Source organism: Pandoraea capi (genome assembly GCF_902459735.1).
In the GTDB taxonomy this organism is placed as follows: domain Bacteria; phylum Pseudomonadota; class Gammaproteobacteria; order Burkholderiales; family Burkholderiaceae; genus Pandoraea; species Pandoraea capi.
The window spans coordinates 479,625-493,799 of sequence record NZ_CABPRV010000003.1; the positions used below are offsets into that span (position 1 = coordinate 479,625).

At 66.1% G+C, this 14,175-nt stretch carries 14 protein-coding genes; 6 read left to right on the forward strand and 8 right to left on the reverse strand.

The window, feature by feature from the left end:
- Positions 1-99 precede the first annotated feature (99 nt).
- Both PCA20602_RS08895 and PCA20602_RS08900 read right to left on the reverse strand, forming a co-directional pair.
- Entirely contained in the window at positions 100-1,812 is a 1,713-nt protein-coding gene (locus PCA20602_RS08895) for an acid phosphatase (protein ID WP_150720897.1), read from the reverse strand.
- Positions 1,813-2,035: 223 nt separating this feature from the next.
- On the reverse strand, positions 2,036-2,965 hold the full coding sequence (locus tag PCA20602_RS08900; protein ID WP_069344668.1) for a LysR family transcriptional regulator: 930 nt from the start codon (positions 2,963-2,965) through the stop codon (positions 2,036-2,038).
- 155 nt (positions 2,966-3,120) lie between these two features.
- Here PCA20602_RS08900 and PCA20602_RS08905 point away from each other — a divergent pair, with 155 nt between their 5' ends.
- Both PCA20602_RS08905 and PCA20602_RS08910 read left to right on the forward strand, forming a co-directional pair.
- Positions 3,121-3,846: a DsbA family protein gene (locus PCA20602_RS08905; protein WP_150720898.1), complete on the forward strand. Its 726-nt coding sequence runs from the start codon at positions 3,121-3,123 to the stop codon at positions 3,844-3,846.
- A 77-nt stretch (positions 3,847-3,923) separates the two neighbouring features.
- Positions 3,924-4,544 (forward strand): NAD(P)-dependent oxidoreductase, encoded by a 621-nt coding sequence (locus PCA20602_RS08910; RefSeq protein WP_150720899.1) that lies wholly within the window; start codon positions 3,924-3,926, stop codon positions 4,542-4,544.
- A 66-nt stretch (positions 4,545-4,610) separates the two neighbouring features.
- On the opposite strand, the gene alkB is transcribed toward PCA20602_RS08910, so the two are convergent.
- The 5 genes from alkB to PCA20602_RS08935 all read right to left on the reverse strand — a co-directional run bounded on the left by alkB (position 4,611) and on the right by PCA20602_RS08935 (position 8,780).
- The gene (alkB, locus tag PCA20602_RS08915) at positions 4,611-5,273 is read right to left on the reverse strand and encodes a DNA oxidative demethylase AlkB (protein ID WP_150720900.1); all 663 of its coding nucleotides are present in this window, start codon (positions 5,271-5,273) and stop codon (positions 4,611-4,613) included.
- A 51-nt stretch (positions 5,274-5,324) separates the two neighbouring features.
- The gene (locus PCA20602_RS08920; protein ID WP_150720901.1) at positions 5,325-6,065 is read right to left on the reverse strand and encodes a 2OG-Fe(II) oxygenase; all 741 of its coding nucleotides are present in this window, start codon (positions 6,063-6,065) and stop codon (positions 5,325-5,327) included.
- Entirely contained in the window at positions 6,062-7,252 is a 1,191-nt protein-coding gene (gene ada, locus PCA20602_RS08925; protein WP_150720902.1) for a bifunctional DNA-binding transcriptional regulator/O6-methylguanine-DNA methyltransferase Ada, read from the reverse strand. Before ada ends, PCA20602_RS08920 begins: the two co-directional genes overlap by 4 nt.
- A 110-nt stretch (positions 7,253-7,362) precedes the next feature.
- Positions 7,363-8,352 (reverse strand): copper resistance D family protein, encoded by a 990-nt coding sequence (locus PCA20602_RS08930; RefSeq protein ID WP_150720903.1) that lies wholly within the window; start codon positions 8,350-8,352, stop codon positions 7,363-7,365.
- On the reverse strand, positions 8,352-8,780 hold the full coding sequence (locus PCA20602_RS08935) for a copper resistance CopC family protein (RefSeq protein ID WP_150720904.1): 429 nt from the start codon (positions 8,778-8,780) through the stop codon (positions 8,352-8,354). Before PCA20602_RS08935 ends, PCA20602_RS08930 begins: the two co-directional genes overlap by 1 nt.
- 653 nt (positions 8,781-9,433) lie before the next feature.
- On the opposite strand from PCA20602_RS08935, the gene PCA20602_RS08940 reads away from it, so the two are divergent.
- Both PCA20602_RS08940 and PCA20602_RS08945 read left to right on the forward strand, forming a co-directional pair.
- The gene (locus tag PCA20602_RS08940; RefSeq protein WP_150720905.1) at positions 9,434-10,741 is read left to right on the forward strand and encodes a GTP-binding protein; all 1,308 of its coding nucleotides are present in this window, start codon (positions 9,434-9,436) and stop codon (positions 10,739-10,741) included.
- Positions 10,738-11,241, forward strand: a complete 504-nt coding sequence (locus PCA20602_RS08945; protein WP_150720906.1) for a 6-pyruvoyl trahydropterin synthase family protein — start codon at positions 10,738-10,740, stop codon at positions 11,239-11,241. The genes PCA20602_RS08940 and PCA20602_RS08945 overlap by 4 nt, the downstream gene beginning before the upstream one ends.
- Before the next feature lie 236 nt (positions 11,242-11,477).
- Here the strand turns inward: PCA20602_RS08945 and PCA20602_RS08950 are convergent, their stop codons facing one another.
- Positions 11,478-12,197, reverse strand: a complete 720-nt coding sequence (locus PCA20602_RS08950; RefSeq protein WP_069343246.1) for a pirin family protein — start codon at positions 12,195-12,197, stop codon at positions 11,478-11,480.
- Positions 12,198-12,589: 392 nt separating this feature from the next.
- Between PCA20602_RS08950 and PCA20602_RS08955 the strand changes: the two genes are divergently transcribed.
- Together PCA20602_RS08955 and PCA20602_RS08960 are read left to right on the forward strand one after the other, a co-directional pair.
- Entirely contained in the window at positions 12,590-13,459 is an 870-nt protein-coding gene (locus tag PCA20602_RS08955; protein WP_150720907.1) for a PhzF family phenazine biosynthesis protein, read from the forward strand.
- Between the two features lie 17 nt (positions 13,460-13,476).
- Positions 13,477-14,061: an IMPACT family protein gene (locus PCA20602_RS08960; protein ID WP_150720908.1), complete on the forward strand. Its 585-nt coding sequence runs from the start codon at positions 13,477-13,479 to the stop codon at positions 14,059-14,061.
- The last annotated feature ends 114 nt before the right edge of the window (positions 14,062-14,175 follow it).

Here is a 14,175-nt window from a genome sequence, read left to right on the forward strand (position 1 = left end):
CCGACGGCAAAAAAAGGGCACCCGAAGGTGCCCTTCTTGCGTCATGCGAAGCGCGATGAAGCGCGATGAGATCGTTATCGCGCTATCGTCATCCGGCCATCAACCAAACGCCAGCGTCTTCGTCAGATCGCCCGGCGGGTTCGTACCGCGTGCGGCGAAGGCCGCGTTACGGTAGGCAATGCCTTCGAGCGTCGGCAGGTCATGCAGACGCGTGACGAAGCGCAGGATCGACGTCGTGTCGTAGAACGTGTGATCGACGACGCCACGCCTGGCGAACGGCGAGACCACCATGGCCGGAATGCGCGAGCCCGGACCCCAGCGGTCGCCTTTCGGCGGCGCGACGTGATCCCACCAGCCGCCGTTCTCGTCGTACGTGATCACGACCACCATGTTGTTCCACTGCGGCGACTTCATCAGGTGCGCGAGCACGTTTGCCACGTGCTGGTCGCCCGACTCCACGTCCGAATACCCGGCGTGCTGGTTCAGGTTGCCCTGCGGCTTGTAGAACGTGACGGCAGGCAGCTTGCCGGCAATCGCGTCGGCGATGAATTTGTTCGAGATCGGGCTGTCGCCTTCACCGCCATCGCGCAGGTGCGTCTCGCGTGCTGCCGTGCCCGGTGCGAACTGGGCGAAGTAGTTGAACGGCTGATGGTGGTACTGGAAGTTCGGCTTGTCCGCACCGCCCTTGTGATCGAGCGCCGACTGCCATGCCCCCGCGTACCAGGCCCACGACACGCCCTTGTTCGAGAGCAGATCGCCGATGGTCGCGTAATTCTGCGGCGGCAGCGTCGACGGGTTCGACGGATCGGCCAGATGCTTGTCGCCCGAGGCCGCAGGCTTGACCGGCGACGGCTGGTACGCCGGCATCATCGTGTTCACCGCGTAGTTGTCCGGCGTGATGGCCCCGTCGCGCACGAACTTCGGCTTGCCGTCGGCCGCCGAGGCCGGCGAGTCCGGCGCCACCGCCAGACGCACCCCTTGCGGGCCGTCGGCCAGCATGGCGATCTTGTCCCTGGCCGGGCTTTGCGCGGCGTTCGGATATACCGGCGGGCGTGCCGTCACGAGGAACTGGTGGTTCAGGAACGAGCCGCCGAAAGCCGCCATGAAGAAGTTGTCGCACATCGTGTACTGCTGCGCGATCTTGTACATGTCGAGCGTCTTGGCCGTCTCGCCGTAGTAACCCATCACGAGGCCGCCCGAGTCGGCCCAGGCGGCGAACTGGTTGTTCGCGCCGTCGTTGATCTGCATCTGGTTCTGCCAGAACAGATGCCACAGGTCGCGCGTGATGACCGACTCCGGCAGCAGCTTGCCCTCGGTGTCCTTGAGCATGAACGGCGCGTTCGGTTGACGGGCGATGTCCTTCTCACCGATGTGATACTTCTTGCCGCCGATCATCTGCGAGCGCGGCACGAGGCCGTCGAAGACCGGAGGCAGCAGCGACATCGGCGTCTTGCCGTCGCGATCGAGCTGCGTGTAGGCCGACGCGGCAACCTTCGACAGGGGCTTCTCCAGACCGGGGAAGTCGGCGAACAGGTTGTTGAAGCTGCGGTTCTCGAGATAGATCACGACGACCGTCTTGACGTTCGCCTTGAGCTGGGCGTCGAACGTACCGCCGGCCGCAACGGCCGTCGGCGCACCGGCACCGCCTTCCGCTGCGCAGCCGCTCAGCGTGGCCCCGGCCGCGCCGGCAGCGCTGATAGCGGCCAGTCCCTGAAGGATGCGGCGGCGCGACGGGTTCGTCGGATCGTCTTCGTGCGAGAGATCGGTGTCGACCGAGGGATCGTGCGGCTGGGGTGTGGTGTCGTGCGTCATGATGTCCTTGTTTGACGTGTCGGGCAGTGGGGCGCGCGTGAGCGTCCGCGACCGGGCGGCAAGGACTGACGGACAACGGGCCGAAAGGCGGCGCGCGCCACATCGTCAGCTTGCCCGGGGCGGGCGAGGCAAGCGACGTTTGTACGCGGGAATTGTGACGTTTCGGTGACATCGTCACCGCGTCACGCAGAGCGAAACCTGGCAGGGAGGTCGCGTGTACCGATCAGGCCGACGGCGCGGCCTGACGGCCCGGATACCCCGTGTCCTCGAACAATCCCGTCTGGAATTGTTCGACCAGATCGTCGAGCAATGCGCGCAGGGCGCTCGGCATCTGCTTGCGGGAGATGTACACGCCGTAGACGGTCATCTCGCGCGGCACGTAGTCGGGCAGCAGTGCACGCAGCGTGCCGTCGCGCAGATGCGGCAGCGCCGAGTACACCGGCTGCATCGAGATACCCGCGCCCGCGAGCGTCGCGGCAAACACCACGTTCACTTCATTGGCTGACAGATTGCCGCCCACGGGCACGCCGAGCGGTGCGCCGTTGTGTGTGAATTGCCAGAGGCTCTTGCCGAAGTAGGTGTACGTGAGACAGTTGTGAAGCGCGAGGTCTTCGGCGCGCTCGGGTGTGCCGTGACGCTGAAGGTAGGACGGCGCCGCGCACACCACCGAGTGGCAGGTCGCCAGCTTGCGGGCGATGAGACCGGGAGACGGCTCCGACGTGACACGGATCGCGAGATCGATGCGCTCGTCGACCAGATCGACCGTGCGGTCTGCCACCACGAGATCGATGGCCACGCCCGGATGCCGGACGATGAATCGCGTGACGGCCGCCGCCAGAAACGCCTGCCCGAGCGATGTGCTGCACGCCACGCGTAACAGGCCTCGCGGCGTGCTGTCGGCGTTCGATGCGCAAGCCAGATCGTCGGCGATGCCCAGCATCTCGCGGCAGCGCGGCAGGGCGTCGTTGCCGGCGTCGGTGAGACTCACGGCCCGCGTGGTCCGGTGCAGCAAACGCGTGCCGAGCCACGCTTCGAGTTCGGCCAGATAGCGCGAGACCATCGCGCGCGACATATCGAGACGCTGTGCCGCCGCCGTGAGCGAGCCGCGCTCAGCCACTTCGGTGAAGACCCGCATCGCAGTCAGACGGTCCATGATTTGCTCGATCGATGCAACAAAGTGATCGTCATTATGGGCTTTTTTTGCGCGAGTGGCGCGACTACGATGGCACTCATGGAACGCGCCGAACCGGTCGTGCATGTCGTGTCTGACATGCGATGGCGGCGCTGCATCACCGAGGACACCCTGAAATGCCCAAAGCCACTCTGCATTACATTGCCGACCCGTTGTGCGGCTGGTGCTACGCCGCTGCGCCGCTGGTGCGCGCTGCGCGTGACGTCGCCGGACTGGACGTCGCGTTTCACGGCGGCGGCATGATGGCCGGCCCGAACGTTCAGCCGGTCACGCCGCAACTGCGCAATTACGTCATGCCGCACGATCACCGGATCGCGGCGCTCACCGGCCAGCCGTTCGGCGATGCCTACTTCGAAGGGCTGTTGCGCGACGGCACGGCCGTGTTCGACTCCGCACCGCCCACGGCGGCCGTGCTGGCTGGCGAAGCGCTTGCGGGGCGCGGCCTCGACATGTTCGCGACGGTCCAGCGCGCCCATTACGTTGACGGCAAACGCATTGCCGATCGCGATGTGCTCGTCGACCTTGCCGCTGACCTCGGACTGGATCGCGAGGCTTTCGCGAAGGCGTTCGACGAACAGGGTGCCGCGACCCTCATGCAGCACTTCCGCGACAGCCGTGCTCTGCTCGGCCGTGTCGGGGGCAGCGGCTTCCCGACGTTTGCGCTGGAGACCGACGGTCAGTGGGAGCGGCTCGAACCGGGCCGCTACCTCGGCCAGCCGGACGCGTGGCGGGATGCGCTTCGTGAGCGCCTGCTCGCCATTCAAGCGGCCGCGGCGACCCATACCACTGCCGGGACCGCAGACGGATTGCCGCAGTGCGGCCCCGAAGGCTGCGCGATCTGAGTCGCGGCGCGCGCCGTCTTACCGCATTCGCTCTGCATTCGCATTTCGAACACCCCCTCACCTCCAGGAGAGTCCTGATGAAAGTCGCTTTGATTGGTATCACCGGCCGCGTCGGTACGCGCGTTGCCGAAGAACTGCTGCAACGTGGTCACACCGTCACGGGGATCGCGCGTAATCCCGAGCGCGTCGAAGCCGAAAAAGGCCTCACCGTGGTCAAGGGCGACGCTGCCGATCCGTCGTCGCTCGCGCCGCTGCTCGCCGGGCATGACGCTGTCATCAGCGCCGGGCGCTTCGTCTCGATGGACGCCGCCAAGCTCATCGACGCCGTCAAGCGCGCCGGTGTGCCGCGTCTGCTGGTCGTAGGCGGTGCAGGCAGTCTGGAGATCGCGCCGGGCAAGGCACTGATCGATACGCCGGAATTCCCGGAGGCATACAAACCGGAAGCGAGCGCTGGCCGCGCGTTCCTGCAAGTGCTGCGCGCCGAGCCGAAGGACTCGCCGCTGAACTGGACGTTCCTGTCGCCGGCTGCGCTCTTCGAACCGGGCGAGCGCACGGGCAAGTTCCGCATCGGTGCGGACGGTCTGCTCGTCGACGCCAACGGCAAGAGCTGGATTTCGATGGAAGACTACGCGATCGCGCTGGTCGACGAACTCGAGAAGAACCAGCACCCGCGTGCCCGCTTTACGGTCGGGTACTGAACGTCGGAAGCCTTCGACGCCACAGCAGTGACGGCAGCGCACGCCGATGCCCGGTGCCCGGTGGAATCAGCGCGCCTGCCGGAATGTGAGGTTGTAGCGCACCGCTTGCGCGTCGAAGCTGCCTTCGACGCTGGCAATGCCGTGGTAGACGAGTCGCGACGGGCCACCCCACACGACGACGTCGCCCGGCTCCAGCCGCACGCGGCGCGTCCGGTCGCTGCGTTGCAGCCCGCCCCACAGGAAGACGGCCGGCAACCCGAGCGACACCGACACGATGGGGGTGCCCAGCTCGCGTTCGTCGCGGTCCTGATGCAGCGTGAGACGCGCGTCGAGCGTATAGCGGTTGATGAGGCACGCGTCCGGCGCGAAATCACGGTAACCGGCCGCTTCCGAAGCCTCACGCGCCAGATCGACGAACGATGCCGGCATCGACGGCCACGGCTGCTTCGAGAGCGGATCGTGCGTGCCGTAGCGATATCCCATCTTGTCGCTGATCCATCCCACTTCCCCGCAATTGGTCATTGCGACCGACATCCGCTTGCCCCCCGGCGTCAGCCAGTGACGCAACGGCGCCTGCGCGATCACACCATCGATATCCGCGTGCAATGTCGTCAGATGCGAGCGCGCGAAGCCGCGCAGCACGAACGCGCCCGGACCGAGTTCGTCGGCTTTCGGGGCGTTGGGGGCGGTGGCGTCGGTGGCGTCGTTGCCGAAGAGGTCGAGCGTCATGTCACTTCATTGGGGGCTGCGGGGCTTTCGTAGACATCGATGGGCGGCAAGTCACGTCGCGTCGTGCAGGATCACGCCCAGCGTATGACGCAGGCCACTGCGCACGCGACTCACGCCGTGCCGCATGTTGACGCGGTACACACCGCGCGTGCCATTGACCGGCCGGTGATGCACGGCGAACACGACGGCGTCGCCTTGCGTGAGCGGCACGACTTCGGCGCGCGACTGCATGCGCGGACGTTGCTCCGTCAGCACGAACTCGCCACCCGTGAAATCTACGCCGGGCTGCGACAGCAGAATCGCCACCTGCAACGGGAAGACGTGATCCCCATAGAGGTCCTGATGCAGGCAATTGTAGTCGCCCGCTTCGTAACGCAACAGCAGCGGCGTGGGGCGGCGCTGTCCGGCGTCGTGACACTGTTCTAGGTAGGCGCGATGCGTTGCGGGATAGCGGGTTTCGATGCCCATCGCCTTATGCCAGCGATGGGCGATCTCGCGCAACGGCGCGTAAAACGCTTCGCGCAACCCGGCGACGAGCGGCGGCAGCGGGTAAGCGAAGTACTGATACTCGCCTTGCCCGAAGCCGTGACGCGCCATCACGATCCGGCTGCGAAAGCGCTCGGATGTCGGCGCGGTACTGCTTCGTCCATGCTGCCCGTTTGGGTTGCCGTACATCTCGCTAAGCGCGTCGCACTCCTGCCCGCTCAGCAAGCCGGGAATGCGCGCCGCGCCAAAGCCGTTGAGTTCGTCTTCGAGCGCGGCCCAGTCGAGCGACGGCACGCGATCGCTCACAGCTTCACCTCGGCGGTGACGTCGCCGTGTTCATCGCGTTCATCGTGCTCATGCGCGAGCAACGCCCGTTTGCGCTCGACGCCCCAACGATATCCGGAGAGCGCGCCGTCGTTGCGCACGATCCGATGGCACGGAATCGCCACGGCCAGCGTGTTCGACGCACAGGCCTGTGCCACCGCACGCACGGCCCGAGGCGATCCAATGCGCTCGGCGATCTGCGCGTAGCTGGCCGTCTCGCCGGCGGGCACGTCGCGCAGGGCTTGCCAGACGCGTTGCTGGAAGGCCGTGCCGCGCACATCGAGCGGCAGCGACAGACCGACGTGAGGCGACTCCACGAAGCCCACGACCTGCGCGACCCAGCGCTCGAACTCGGCGTCGGCGCCGACCAGCTCGGCCTTCGGGAAGCGATCCTGCAATTCGCGCACGAGCGCTTCGGGATCGTCGCCGAGCGATATCGCGCACAGACCGCGTGAGGTCGCGGCGACCAGTAGCGCGCCGAGCGAGCATTGCGCCACGGCGAAGCGAATCGATTCGGCCTTGCCGCCGGCGCGGAACGCGGCGGGCTTCATGCCGAGCAGAGCATCGGCGCTGGCGTAGAAGCGGCCGTTGGAGTTGAACCCTGCGTCGTAGTAGGCCGACGTCACGCTCTGGGCGGCAGGCAATGCATCGCGCACGCGCTCGGCGCGACGCGCATTGGCGTAGGCGCGAGGCGTCACGCCCGTCACCGAACGGAACAGACGATGGAAGTAGTGCGGGCTGAGACCGGCCTGTGCTGCAAGCGTCTCCAGCGTCGGCGGCACGTCGGCCGTTTCGATCTGACGGCAGGCGGCGGTCACCAGCGCGGCGTGACGCGCATCGAGCGCGCCCTGATCCGGCTTGCATCGCTTGCAGGGACGAAAGCCCGCCTGTTCGGCCGCCGCCATATCCGCGTGGAATGCCACGTTTTCGCGCCGCGCGAGCCGTGCACCGCACGACGGGCGGCAGTACACGCCGGTCGTGCGCACGGAGTAGAAGAATTCGCCGTCCGCCTGCTTGTCGCGTGCCACGACGGCGGCCCATCTGGCGTCGTTGGTGGCGTAGCGGTGAGCGTCGGATGCACGACGTCCGTCGGCGCCCACCTGACGCGGACCTGCGGTGTCGCTACGTGGCATCGACGGACGTTTGGCGGTCATAGGATGAGGTTGCATCGCGAGGATCTCCCGAGGACTGATGACGAGCCTTCAGTCTAGGGAGTGGGTCGCCGTGCTGCGCTCCGTTTCTTGCTATTGAATTCGACGCATGACGTCGCACCCCGGGGTCAGACGCCGGGCGGCATGGTCGTGCCGAGCTTCGCGGCCAGACTCATCACCATCACCAGCACGAGGGCTTCGATGGCCACCACGCGTGCGAAGGCTGACGTGTCGAGCGGTGTCTCGCCGGTATCGAGCGCCAGGCGCGGCAGAAAGTGCCAGCGGTTCCACGCCCCCAGCAAGGCGGCACAGGCGACGAGCACGAGCTTCGTCACGAGCCATGCCAGATAGGGAGCATTCTGCGCCGAAAACCATAACGAGGCGTTCTCGCCGAGCGTTCGCCATGCATTGAACGCCCCCGTCACCAGCGCGACGACCATCGCCAGTGTTGCCACGGACGACAGCCGGTCGCCGTACGCCGCCCGTGCGCCCACGGGCCAGTGACGCCAGCCCGGAATCGCGCATCCGGCGACGAGCAGCGCACCGGTCCACGACGCTGCCGCCGCAACGTGAAGCGTGTGAATGCCGATGGCAAGCCACGGCATCGACGCATCGGCCGCATGCCCGGTGCTTGCCCGCGCCAGCGCAAGGATCACGGCGCCAGCGGCATAGACCCACCGTGCATAACGTTCCTGAAGATGTTCGCGACGGTGGTGCCGGTCGCGCGGGTCGTCTGCGATGGGCATGACGGCACGCAGCCGGCGTCGCGCGTCGTACCACGCCCATGCGCCTGCACACAGCAGAGCGGCGCCGAGGCCCGCGACCCATTGCGCGCGGCCGAAATGCGATTGTGTGAGGACCAGCCACACGTCGGCGGCCATGGCGGACGACGTTTCCCAGTCCCCACCGGTCATCGCTTCGGTGCTCGCGAGCACGTAGGCCAGCCACGCGAGCACGGCCAGCCCCGCCGCGAAAGCGGGGAGTACGCGCACGGTGAGCCCGCGTCGCACGGCGTGCGGGCTGCGCAGCAGCAACACGCCGAGGGCGAGCGCCAGCGCGAGATTGAGCAGACCCGCCGTTGCGGGTTGCCACGTCCCGGCAGCCAGATCCGCCGACATCACTTCACGGTGAACTTGAAGGTGCCCTGCGTGCGATGGCCGTCGCTGGCCACGGCGACCCAGTTCGCCTGATAGTCACCGGCCGACAGGGCGGGGATGGCGAGCGTAAGCGTCTTGCGGGCCGCGTCGAGTTCGGGCTTGGCGTCGGTCACTGACTTGCCCTTCGCATCGACGACGGTGAGTTTCGAGAGCGCGCCTTCGAGCGCCGAGTCGAACGTCACACGCACCACTTTCGGCGCCTCGACCGTGGCTTGCGCGGCGGGCTCGCTCGACGCGATGTGCGCGTGCGCCCATGCCCCCTGCGAGAGACCGGTCAGGCCGATGGCGGCCGCCACGGCGAGGCCCTGGACGACACGACGCAGTCGGCCGTCGGTACGCAGCGCCGGGGCAGGGTGAGCATCGTGGGAAGCGAGGTTGGAAGTACGCATATCGGATTCGAGTCGAGACAAATAGATCGGAGAGGTCGCGAAGAGATCGGTAAGACGTCATCGGTGAGGCACCAGCGACCAGACATCAGCGCTGAGACATCACCGAAAGGACGTCGGGGGCGCTGACATCGCGGCCCGGCAGCGCGTGGGGCCTTCGTGTCGAACGCACCCGCCGCACTGCCTGCGCAGTATCGCAGACCTTGCAGACCGGCGCAGCGACGCGCGGGTTCCAGCCGTGATGCGCCCGCGCGGCAAAGTGTCGCGCCGCGCCGCGGCGTTTCAGGAGGCGAACTTCGCCCCCGTCGGGAGAGGAAATGTCGCTGACGTGTCGGTTATGTGCAACTGAGTTGCAAAATCGGAGGGCTCGCCGTATCATCGCGCAATATTGCAACTGTGTTGCATGTAGAGAAATGTGCGGTCCTCATCCGCCATGCGATGTCCGGTGATTGGCTGGCATCGCCACGAATGCGCGCCGACGCGCCCGCGATGGTGTGACGCTGTGCCGGTCCCCCCGACGGCGCGCGCCAACGGCGTCACGACTTGGTGCACCGGTCTTCCCAGGCCCCGGTGCGGCGAGACCATCCTCGGGGATGGGCCGTCGGTGCGCATCCTTCGGGCGAAAGCCTGCCCCCAGAACACAGGATTTTGTTGTCATGACTCTCCCGCTCACCCCCGCTGGCCAGACCGACCGGAATGGCCCAACCGGCGACGCCGATCGCCGTCTGCCCGTGACCGTGCTCTCCGGATTCCTCGGTGCCGGCAAAACCACGCTGCTCAATCACGTGCTGCGCAATCGCGACGGCCTGCGCGTAGCCGTTCTCGTGAACGACATGAGCGAGGTCAACATCGATGCCTCGTTCGTCGAGCGCGGGGCGATCAACGCCGGGGCGGCGCTTTCGCGCACCGAGGAGCGTCTCGTCGAGATGAGTAATGGTTGCATCTGCTGCACGTTGCGCGAGGACTTGCTGATCGCTGTGCGCGAACTCGCGCAGGACGGCCGCTTCGACTATCTGCTCATCGAGTCGACGGGGATCGCAGAGCCGATGCCGGTGGCGGCGACGTTCGAATTTCGTGACGAAGCAGGCCAGTCGCTGGCCGACGTCGCACGTCTGGACACGATGGTGACGGTCGTCGACGCGCTGCACGTGCTTCAGGACTTCAACGGTCTGGACACGCTCGCGCAACGCGGCGAAGTCGCCGGCGACGAAGACGAACGACGTCTCGCCGAGTTGCTGACCGAGCAGATTGAATTCGCCGACGTGGTCGTGGTGAGCAAGGTCGATTGCGTCGACGCGCTGCAACTCGATGCCGTCAAGGCGCTGATCACCGGTCTGAACCCGACGGCCAAAATCGTGCTCGGCGAGCGCGGACAAGTGCCGCTGAGCGAAGTGCTCGGCACCGGGCGCTTCGATCCGGATCGCGCCGAACAGATGGCCGGTTGGGCGCAGGCGCTGGTGGGCGAACACGATTCCGAAGCCGATACCTACGGTGTGACGAGCTTCGTGCTGCGTCAGCGTGAGCCGATGCATCCGGCGCGCTTCGCGTCGTTCATGTCGATGCCGTTCGATGGCCTGATTCGTGCGAAGGGCTACGTCTGGGCGGTGAATCGTCCGGCGTGGGCGCTGGCGTATTCGCGTGCGGGCAATACGGCCACGCTCGAAGCCGTCGGCCAGTGGTGGGCGGCGGCCGATCCGGAGCATTGGCCGCCGGCTGGCGATCCGCAGCGAACCGCCATCGAAGCCAATTGGGAAACGCCTTGGGGCGACCGCATCAACGAAGTGGTGTTCATCGGGCGCGATCTCGATCGCGACGCCATCGAGAAGGCGTTTCAGGCTTGCCGCCTGAGTGTCGTCGAACTCGCGCAGGGCGACACCGCCTGGCGCGACGCCGCGCACGCGTTGCCGCTGGAAATGGATGACGAGCCGAGCAGCGTCGCGGACCCGGCGGGCGTTGGCGCATGAGTCGTGCGAGTTCAGCGAAGGCTCAGACCCAGCCAGCGGAACGAGGAGAACGTGCGCGCGCGCTGAGCCGAACGGCGCAGGGCCGCTCGCGCGCGCAGGTGTCGCCCGAGGCACGCGCGCAGTTCACGTTGTCGCGCAGCTTCGTTTTCGAAGCGGCGCACACGTTGAACCGGCGCGACATCGACCCGCCGAGCATGGACGCGAGTCGCCGCATCCACGGCCACAGTTACCGTGCGACGGTCGAGGTCACGGGCTCGCCTATCGGTGAGTCGGGCATGGTGCTCGATCTCGCGCAGTTCGACGTGGCGCTCTCTCGCGTGAGCGAGCGTCTCGATCATCGGCTGCTCGACGATGTTGCCGGGCTCGGGCCGGCGACGCTGGAAAATCTCTGCGCTTTTATCTGGCGCGCGCTTGCGCCGCATCTCGTAGGACTCTCGCGCGTGACGGTCAGCCGCGACGCGCGTGGCGACGCCTGCTCGCTGTCGATGCGAGGCGCCTGAGCGGTGAGCGCTGACGGTGCGCTTGTCGTTCGCGCGCCGATGCGTTCGAGACATGCCGACATCCTGCGTCGGCACAAAAAAGTGCGGCCGGCACCGTGAGGTACCAGCCGCGTGGACACCGAGGGAAGGCGGTGTCCGAGGGGCGGCGCACGTAGGGAAGCTACCGTACGCCGCGTCCACGGGTTGCGAGTTGCCTCGCATTTCGCATTAACTCGCTTTAACGCTGTCGCGCCGCCTTAGAAGTCAGGCGTTTCCACCGGACGAAGATCGAACACGAGCACTTCGGCATCGTTGCCGTTGGCGATCGTGAGCGCGGTTTCGTCACGCACCCGCACACCATCGCCCTCACCCAGCGCTACGCCGTTCACACTGACGCTGCCGCGTGCAACATGCACGTAGGCGTAGCGGTTCGGTGCGAGCGTCAGCGTGGCCGACTCGTCACCGTCGAACAACCCGGCATACACGCGCGCATCCTGATGGATGTGCAGCGAGTTGTCGCTGCCGTCCGGCGAGATGATCTTGCGCAGCTGGCCGCGCTTTTCTTCCGGCGTAAAGCGTTGTTGCTGATACTCGGGGGCGATGCCCGTCTGGTTCGGCACGATCCAGATTTGCAGGAAGTGCACCGGCGACGTGGGCGAGTGGTTGAACTCGCTATGCGCCACACCGCGTCCGGCGCTCATCAACTGCACGTCGCCCGGCTCGATCACCGATCCCGTACCCATGGTGTCCTTATGTTCGAGCGCGCCTTCGAGCACGTACGAAAAGATCTCCATGTCGCGGTGCGGATGCTTGCCGAAGCCCTGTGCCGGCGCCACGCGGTCGTCGTTGATCACCAGCAGGTCGGAGAAACCGACTTGCTTCGGATCGTAATAATTCGCGAACGAAAACGTGTGGCGCGAGCTCAGCCAGCCATGGTCGGCAACGCCTCGGTCGGTGGCTTTTCTGATGTCCAGCATGATGGGCTCCTGTCTACATTGTGTCGTTAAGAGGCTTGGTTGGCCTCGATGAATGACATTTTAGAGTCCCCGTTGAAAACTACAATCTGCTTGAATTGAGAATAATTGTCCTTTTTTAGATGACAATCGGATGAGGCCATTTTCAGCCGAATTTCCGAGGAGGGGACAGAGGATTCTTAGGCAGTGGGGTGCAACAGGCTGAAAGCCGGTGAAAGCTCAGACAACGGTGCGCGCGCCTTGCCTTGATGTGCGAGACTACGAACCTTCATTCGAAAGGTCAGCCGGCCGGCCAGCGAGACGGCAGGCAAGGCTGATTCATCGGCAGCCGCTCATGCTTACGAGGTGTGAGGGCTGCGCCACCCGTCCGATCCACGCTTTACTGGAGCATCGTCATGAGCCGCAGTTACGCCTTCCGTATCGTCAATGTCTTCGCCGAATCCACCTTCGGCGGCAATCCGTTGTGCGTGTTTGAGGACGCACGCGGCATGAGCGACGACGAGATGCGATTGCTTGCGCGCCAGTTCAATCTCTCCGAGACGACATTCATCCTGCCCTCGGAGACGGCCGACGCCCACGTGCGGATCTTCACCCCCGGCTACGAGATGCGCTTTGCGGGCCACCCGACGCTCGGCACGGCGCACGTACTGCGCGCCATTCGCAACCTGGGCGATAAGGTTGTGCTCCAGTTTGCGGCGGGTCTGGTGCCGGTACAGGCGAAGGGCGATCACTGGACGCTGACGGCGCCGTCGACGGGCGAGCCCAAGATCGCGAAGGCGCACGAAGCGGACTCGGACATCGCCGCGCTCGTGCGCCTGACCCGTGACGATCTGGCGCAGTCCCCGCAATGGGTCGACACGGGCGCCGACCAGTTGCTGATTCCGGTGCGTAACGCCGAGGCCGTGGCCCGAGCCCAGCCGGACAGCGCGAAGCTGGAACGCTGGCCGCTGTCGAGTCTGGAGCGCAAGACCGGCTATGTCTTCTCCATCGACGACCGGTCGGGCGACGAATTGCAGGTCACGGCGCGCTACTTCTTCACCACGCAAGGGGGCGGTGTGAGCGAAGACCCGGGCACCGGCTCGGCGTGCGCGAATCTTGGCGGCTGGCTGATCGGGCAGGGACACCCGTTGCCGGTGCGCGCACGCGTGTCGCAGGGCGATGCTGTCGAGCGTCCGTGCCGTCTGACGCTGGAAGTCACGGTTGATCGAGAGATCCGCGTCGGTGGGAATGTGATCGAACTCGCACGCGGCGAGGTGCGTCTGTAAGACGCTGAGGCACCCGTATGTATGCATTGGCAGCGCCGGTCGAAACCGAGCTGGATATCAGGAAGAGCCGGTTTATCGGCATCGTCATGCCTGTGGCGTCGCGTGAAGCGGCCATGCGCGAACTCGACGCGCTGCGCGTGCGCTTTCCGAACGCCACGCATTATTGCTGGGTACTGTTGTGCGAGGGTGCGTCGGGATTCGACGACGACGGCGAGCCGGGAGGCACCGCCGCCAAGCCGATGTACAACGTGCTCATGCACAAGGGGCTGGCGAACGTGTTCGCTGTGGTCGTGCGTTATTACGGCGGCATCAAGCTTGGCGCCGGCGGATTGACCCGAGCGTACGGACAGGCGGTGAGCGAAGCGTTGAAGCTTGCGACACTCACCGCTGTCGAGCCGACGGTCGAGCCGCGATATCGCTGCACGTTCGCGCATGAGGCGACGCTGCGCCGGTTAGCGGAGCGTCACGGCGCGCAGGTGCTCGACGCCGCTTACGATGACGCCGTCATGTTGAGACTCCTGCTGAAAGTGCGTGACGTGGAAGCGTTCGAGGCCGATGCTACCGAAGCGTTGAGTGGCGGTCTCGAACGTTGCCCGGACTGACACGACAACCGCGGCGCCTCGCCATCCGGCCGCTGAAGTTCTTGGTGAAGCGTTGGCGGTGAATTGGCTGGCGGTGTCACCCCCGCACGTCGGATCGCGTGGGCAGCACCGCCG

Excerpts from the sequence above, each read along its gene's own strand:
- PCA20602_RS08950 (WP_069343246.1), bottom strand. The coding sequence starts at position 12,197 with ATGCTGGACATCAGAAAAGCCACCGACCGAGGCGTTGCCGACCATGGC.
- PCA20602_RS08960 (WP_150720908.1), top strand. The coding sequence starts at position 13,477 with ATGTATGCATTGGCAGCGCCGGTCGAAACCGAGCTGGATATCAGGAAG.
- PCA20602_RS08955 (WP_150720907.1), top strand. The coding sequence starts at position 12,590 with ATGAGCCGCAGTTACGCCTTCCGTATCGTCAATGTCTTCGCCGAATCC.
- PCA20602_RS08905 (WP_150720898.1), top strand. The coding sequence starts at position 3,121 with ATGCCCAAAGCCACTCTGCATTACATTGCCGACCCGTTGTGCGGCTGG.
- PCA20602_RS08900 (WP_069344668.1), bottom strand. The coding sequence starts at position 2,965 with ATGGACCGTCTGACTGCGATGCGGGTCTTCACCGAAGTGGCTGAGCGC.
- PCA20602_RS08895 (WP_150720897.1), bottom strand. The coding sequence starts at position 1,812 with ATGACGCACGACACCACACCCCAGCCGCACGATCCCTCGGTCGACACC.
- PCA20602_RS08945 (WP_150720906.1), top strand. The coding sequence starts at position 10,738 with ATGAGTCGTGCGAGTTCAGCGAAGGCTCAGACCCAGCCAGCGGAACGA.
- PCA20602_RS08935 (WP_150720904.1), bottom strand. The coding sequence starts at position 8,780 with ATGCGTACTTCCAACCTCGCTTCCCACGATGCTCACCCTGCCCCGGCG.
- ada (WP_150720902.1), bottom strand. The coding sequence starts at position 7,252 with ATGCAACCTCATCCTATGACCGCCAAACGTCCGTCGATGCCACGTAGC.
- alkB (WP_150720900.1), bottom strand. The coding sequence starts at position 5,273 with ATGACGCTCGACCTCTTCGGCAACGACGCCACCGACGCCACCGCCCCC.
- PCA20602_RS08930 (WP_150720903.1), bottom strand. The coding sequence starts at position 8,352 with ATGTCGGCGGATCTGGCTGCCGGGACGTGGCAACCCGCAACGGCGGGT.
- PCA20602_RS08910 (WP_150720899.1), top strand. The coding sequence starts at position 3,924 with ATGAAAGTCGCTTTGATTGGTATCACCGGCCGCGTCGGTACGCGCGTT.
- PCA20602_RS08940 (WP_150720905.1), top strand. The coding sequence starts at position 9,434 with ATGACTCTCCCGCTCACCCCCGCTGGCCAGACCGACCGGAATGGCCCA.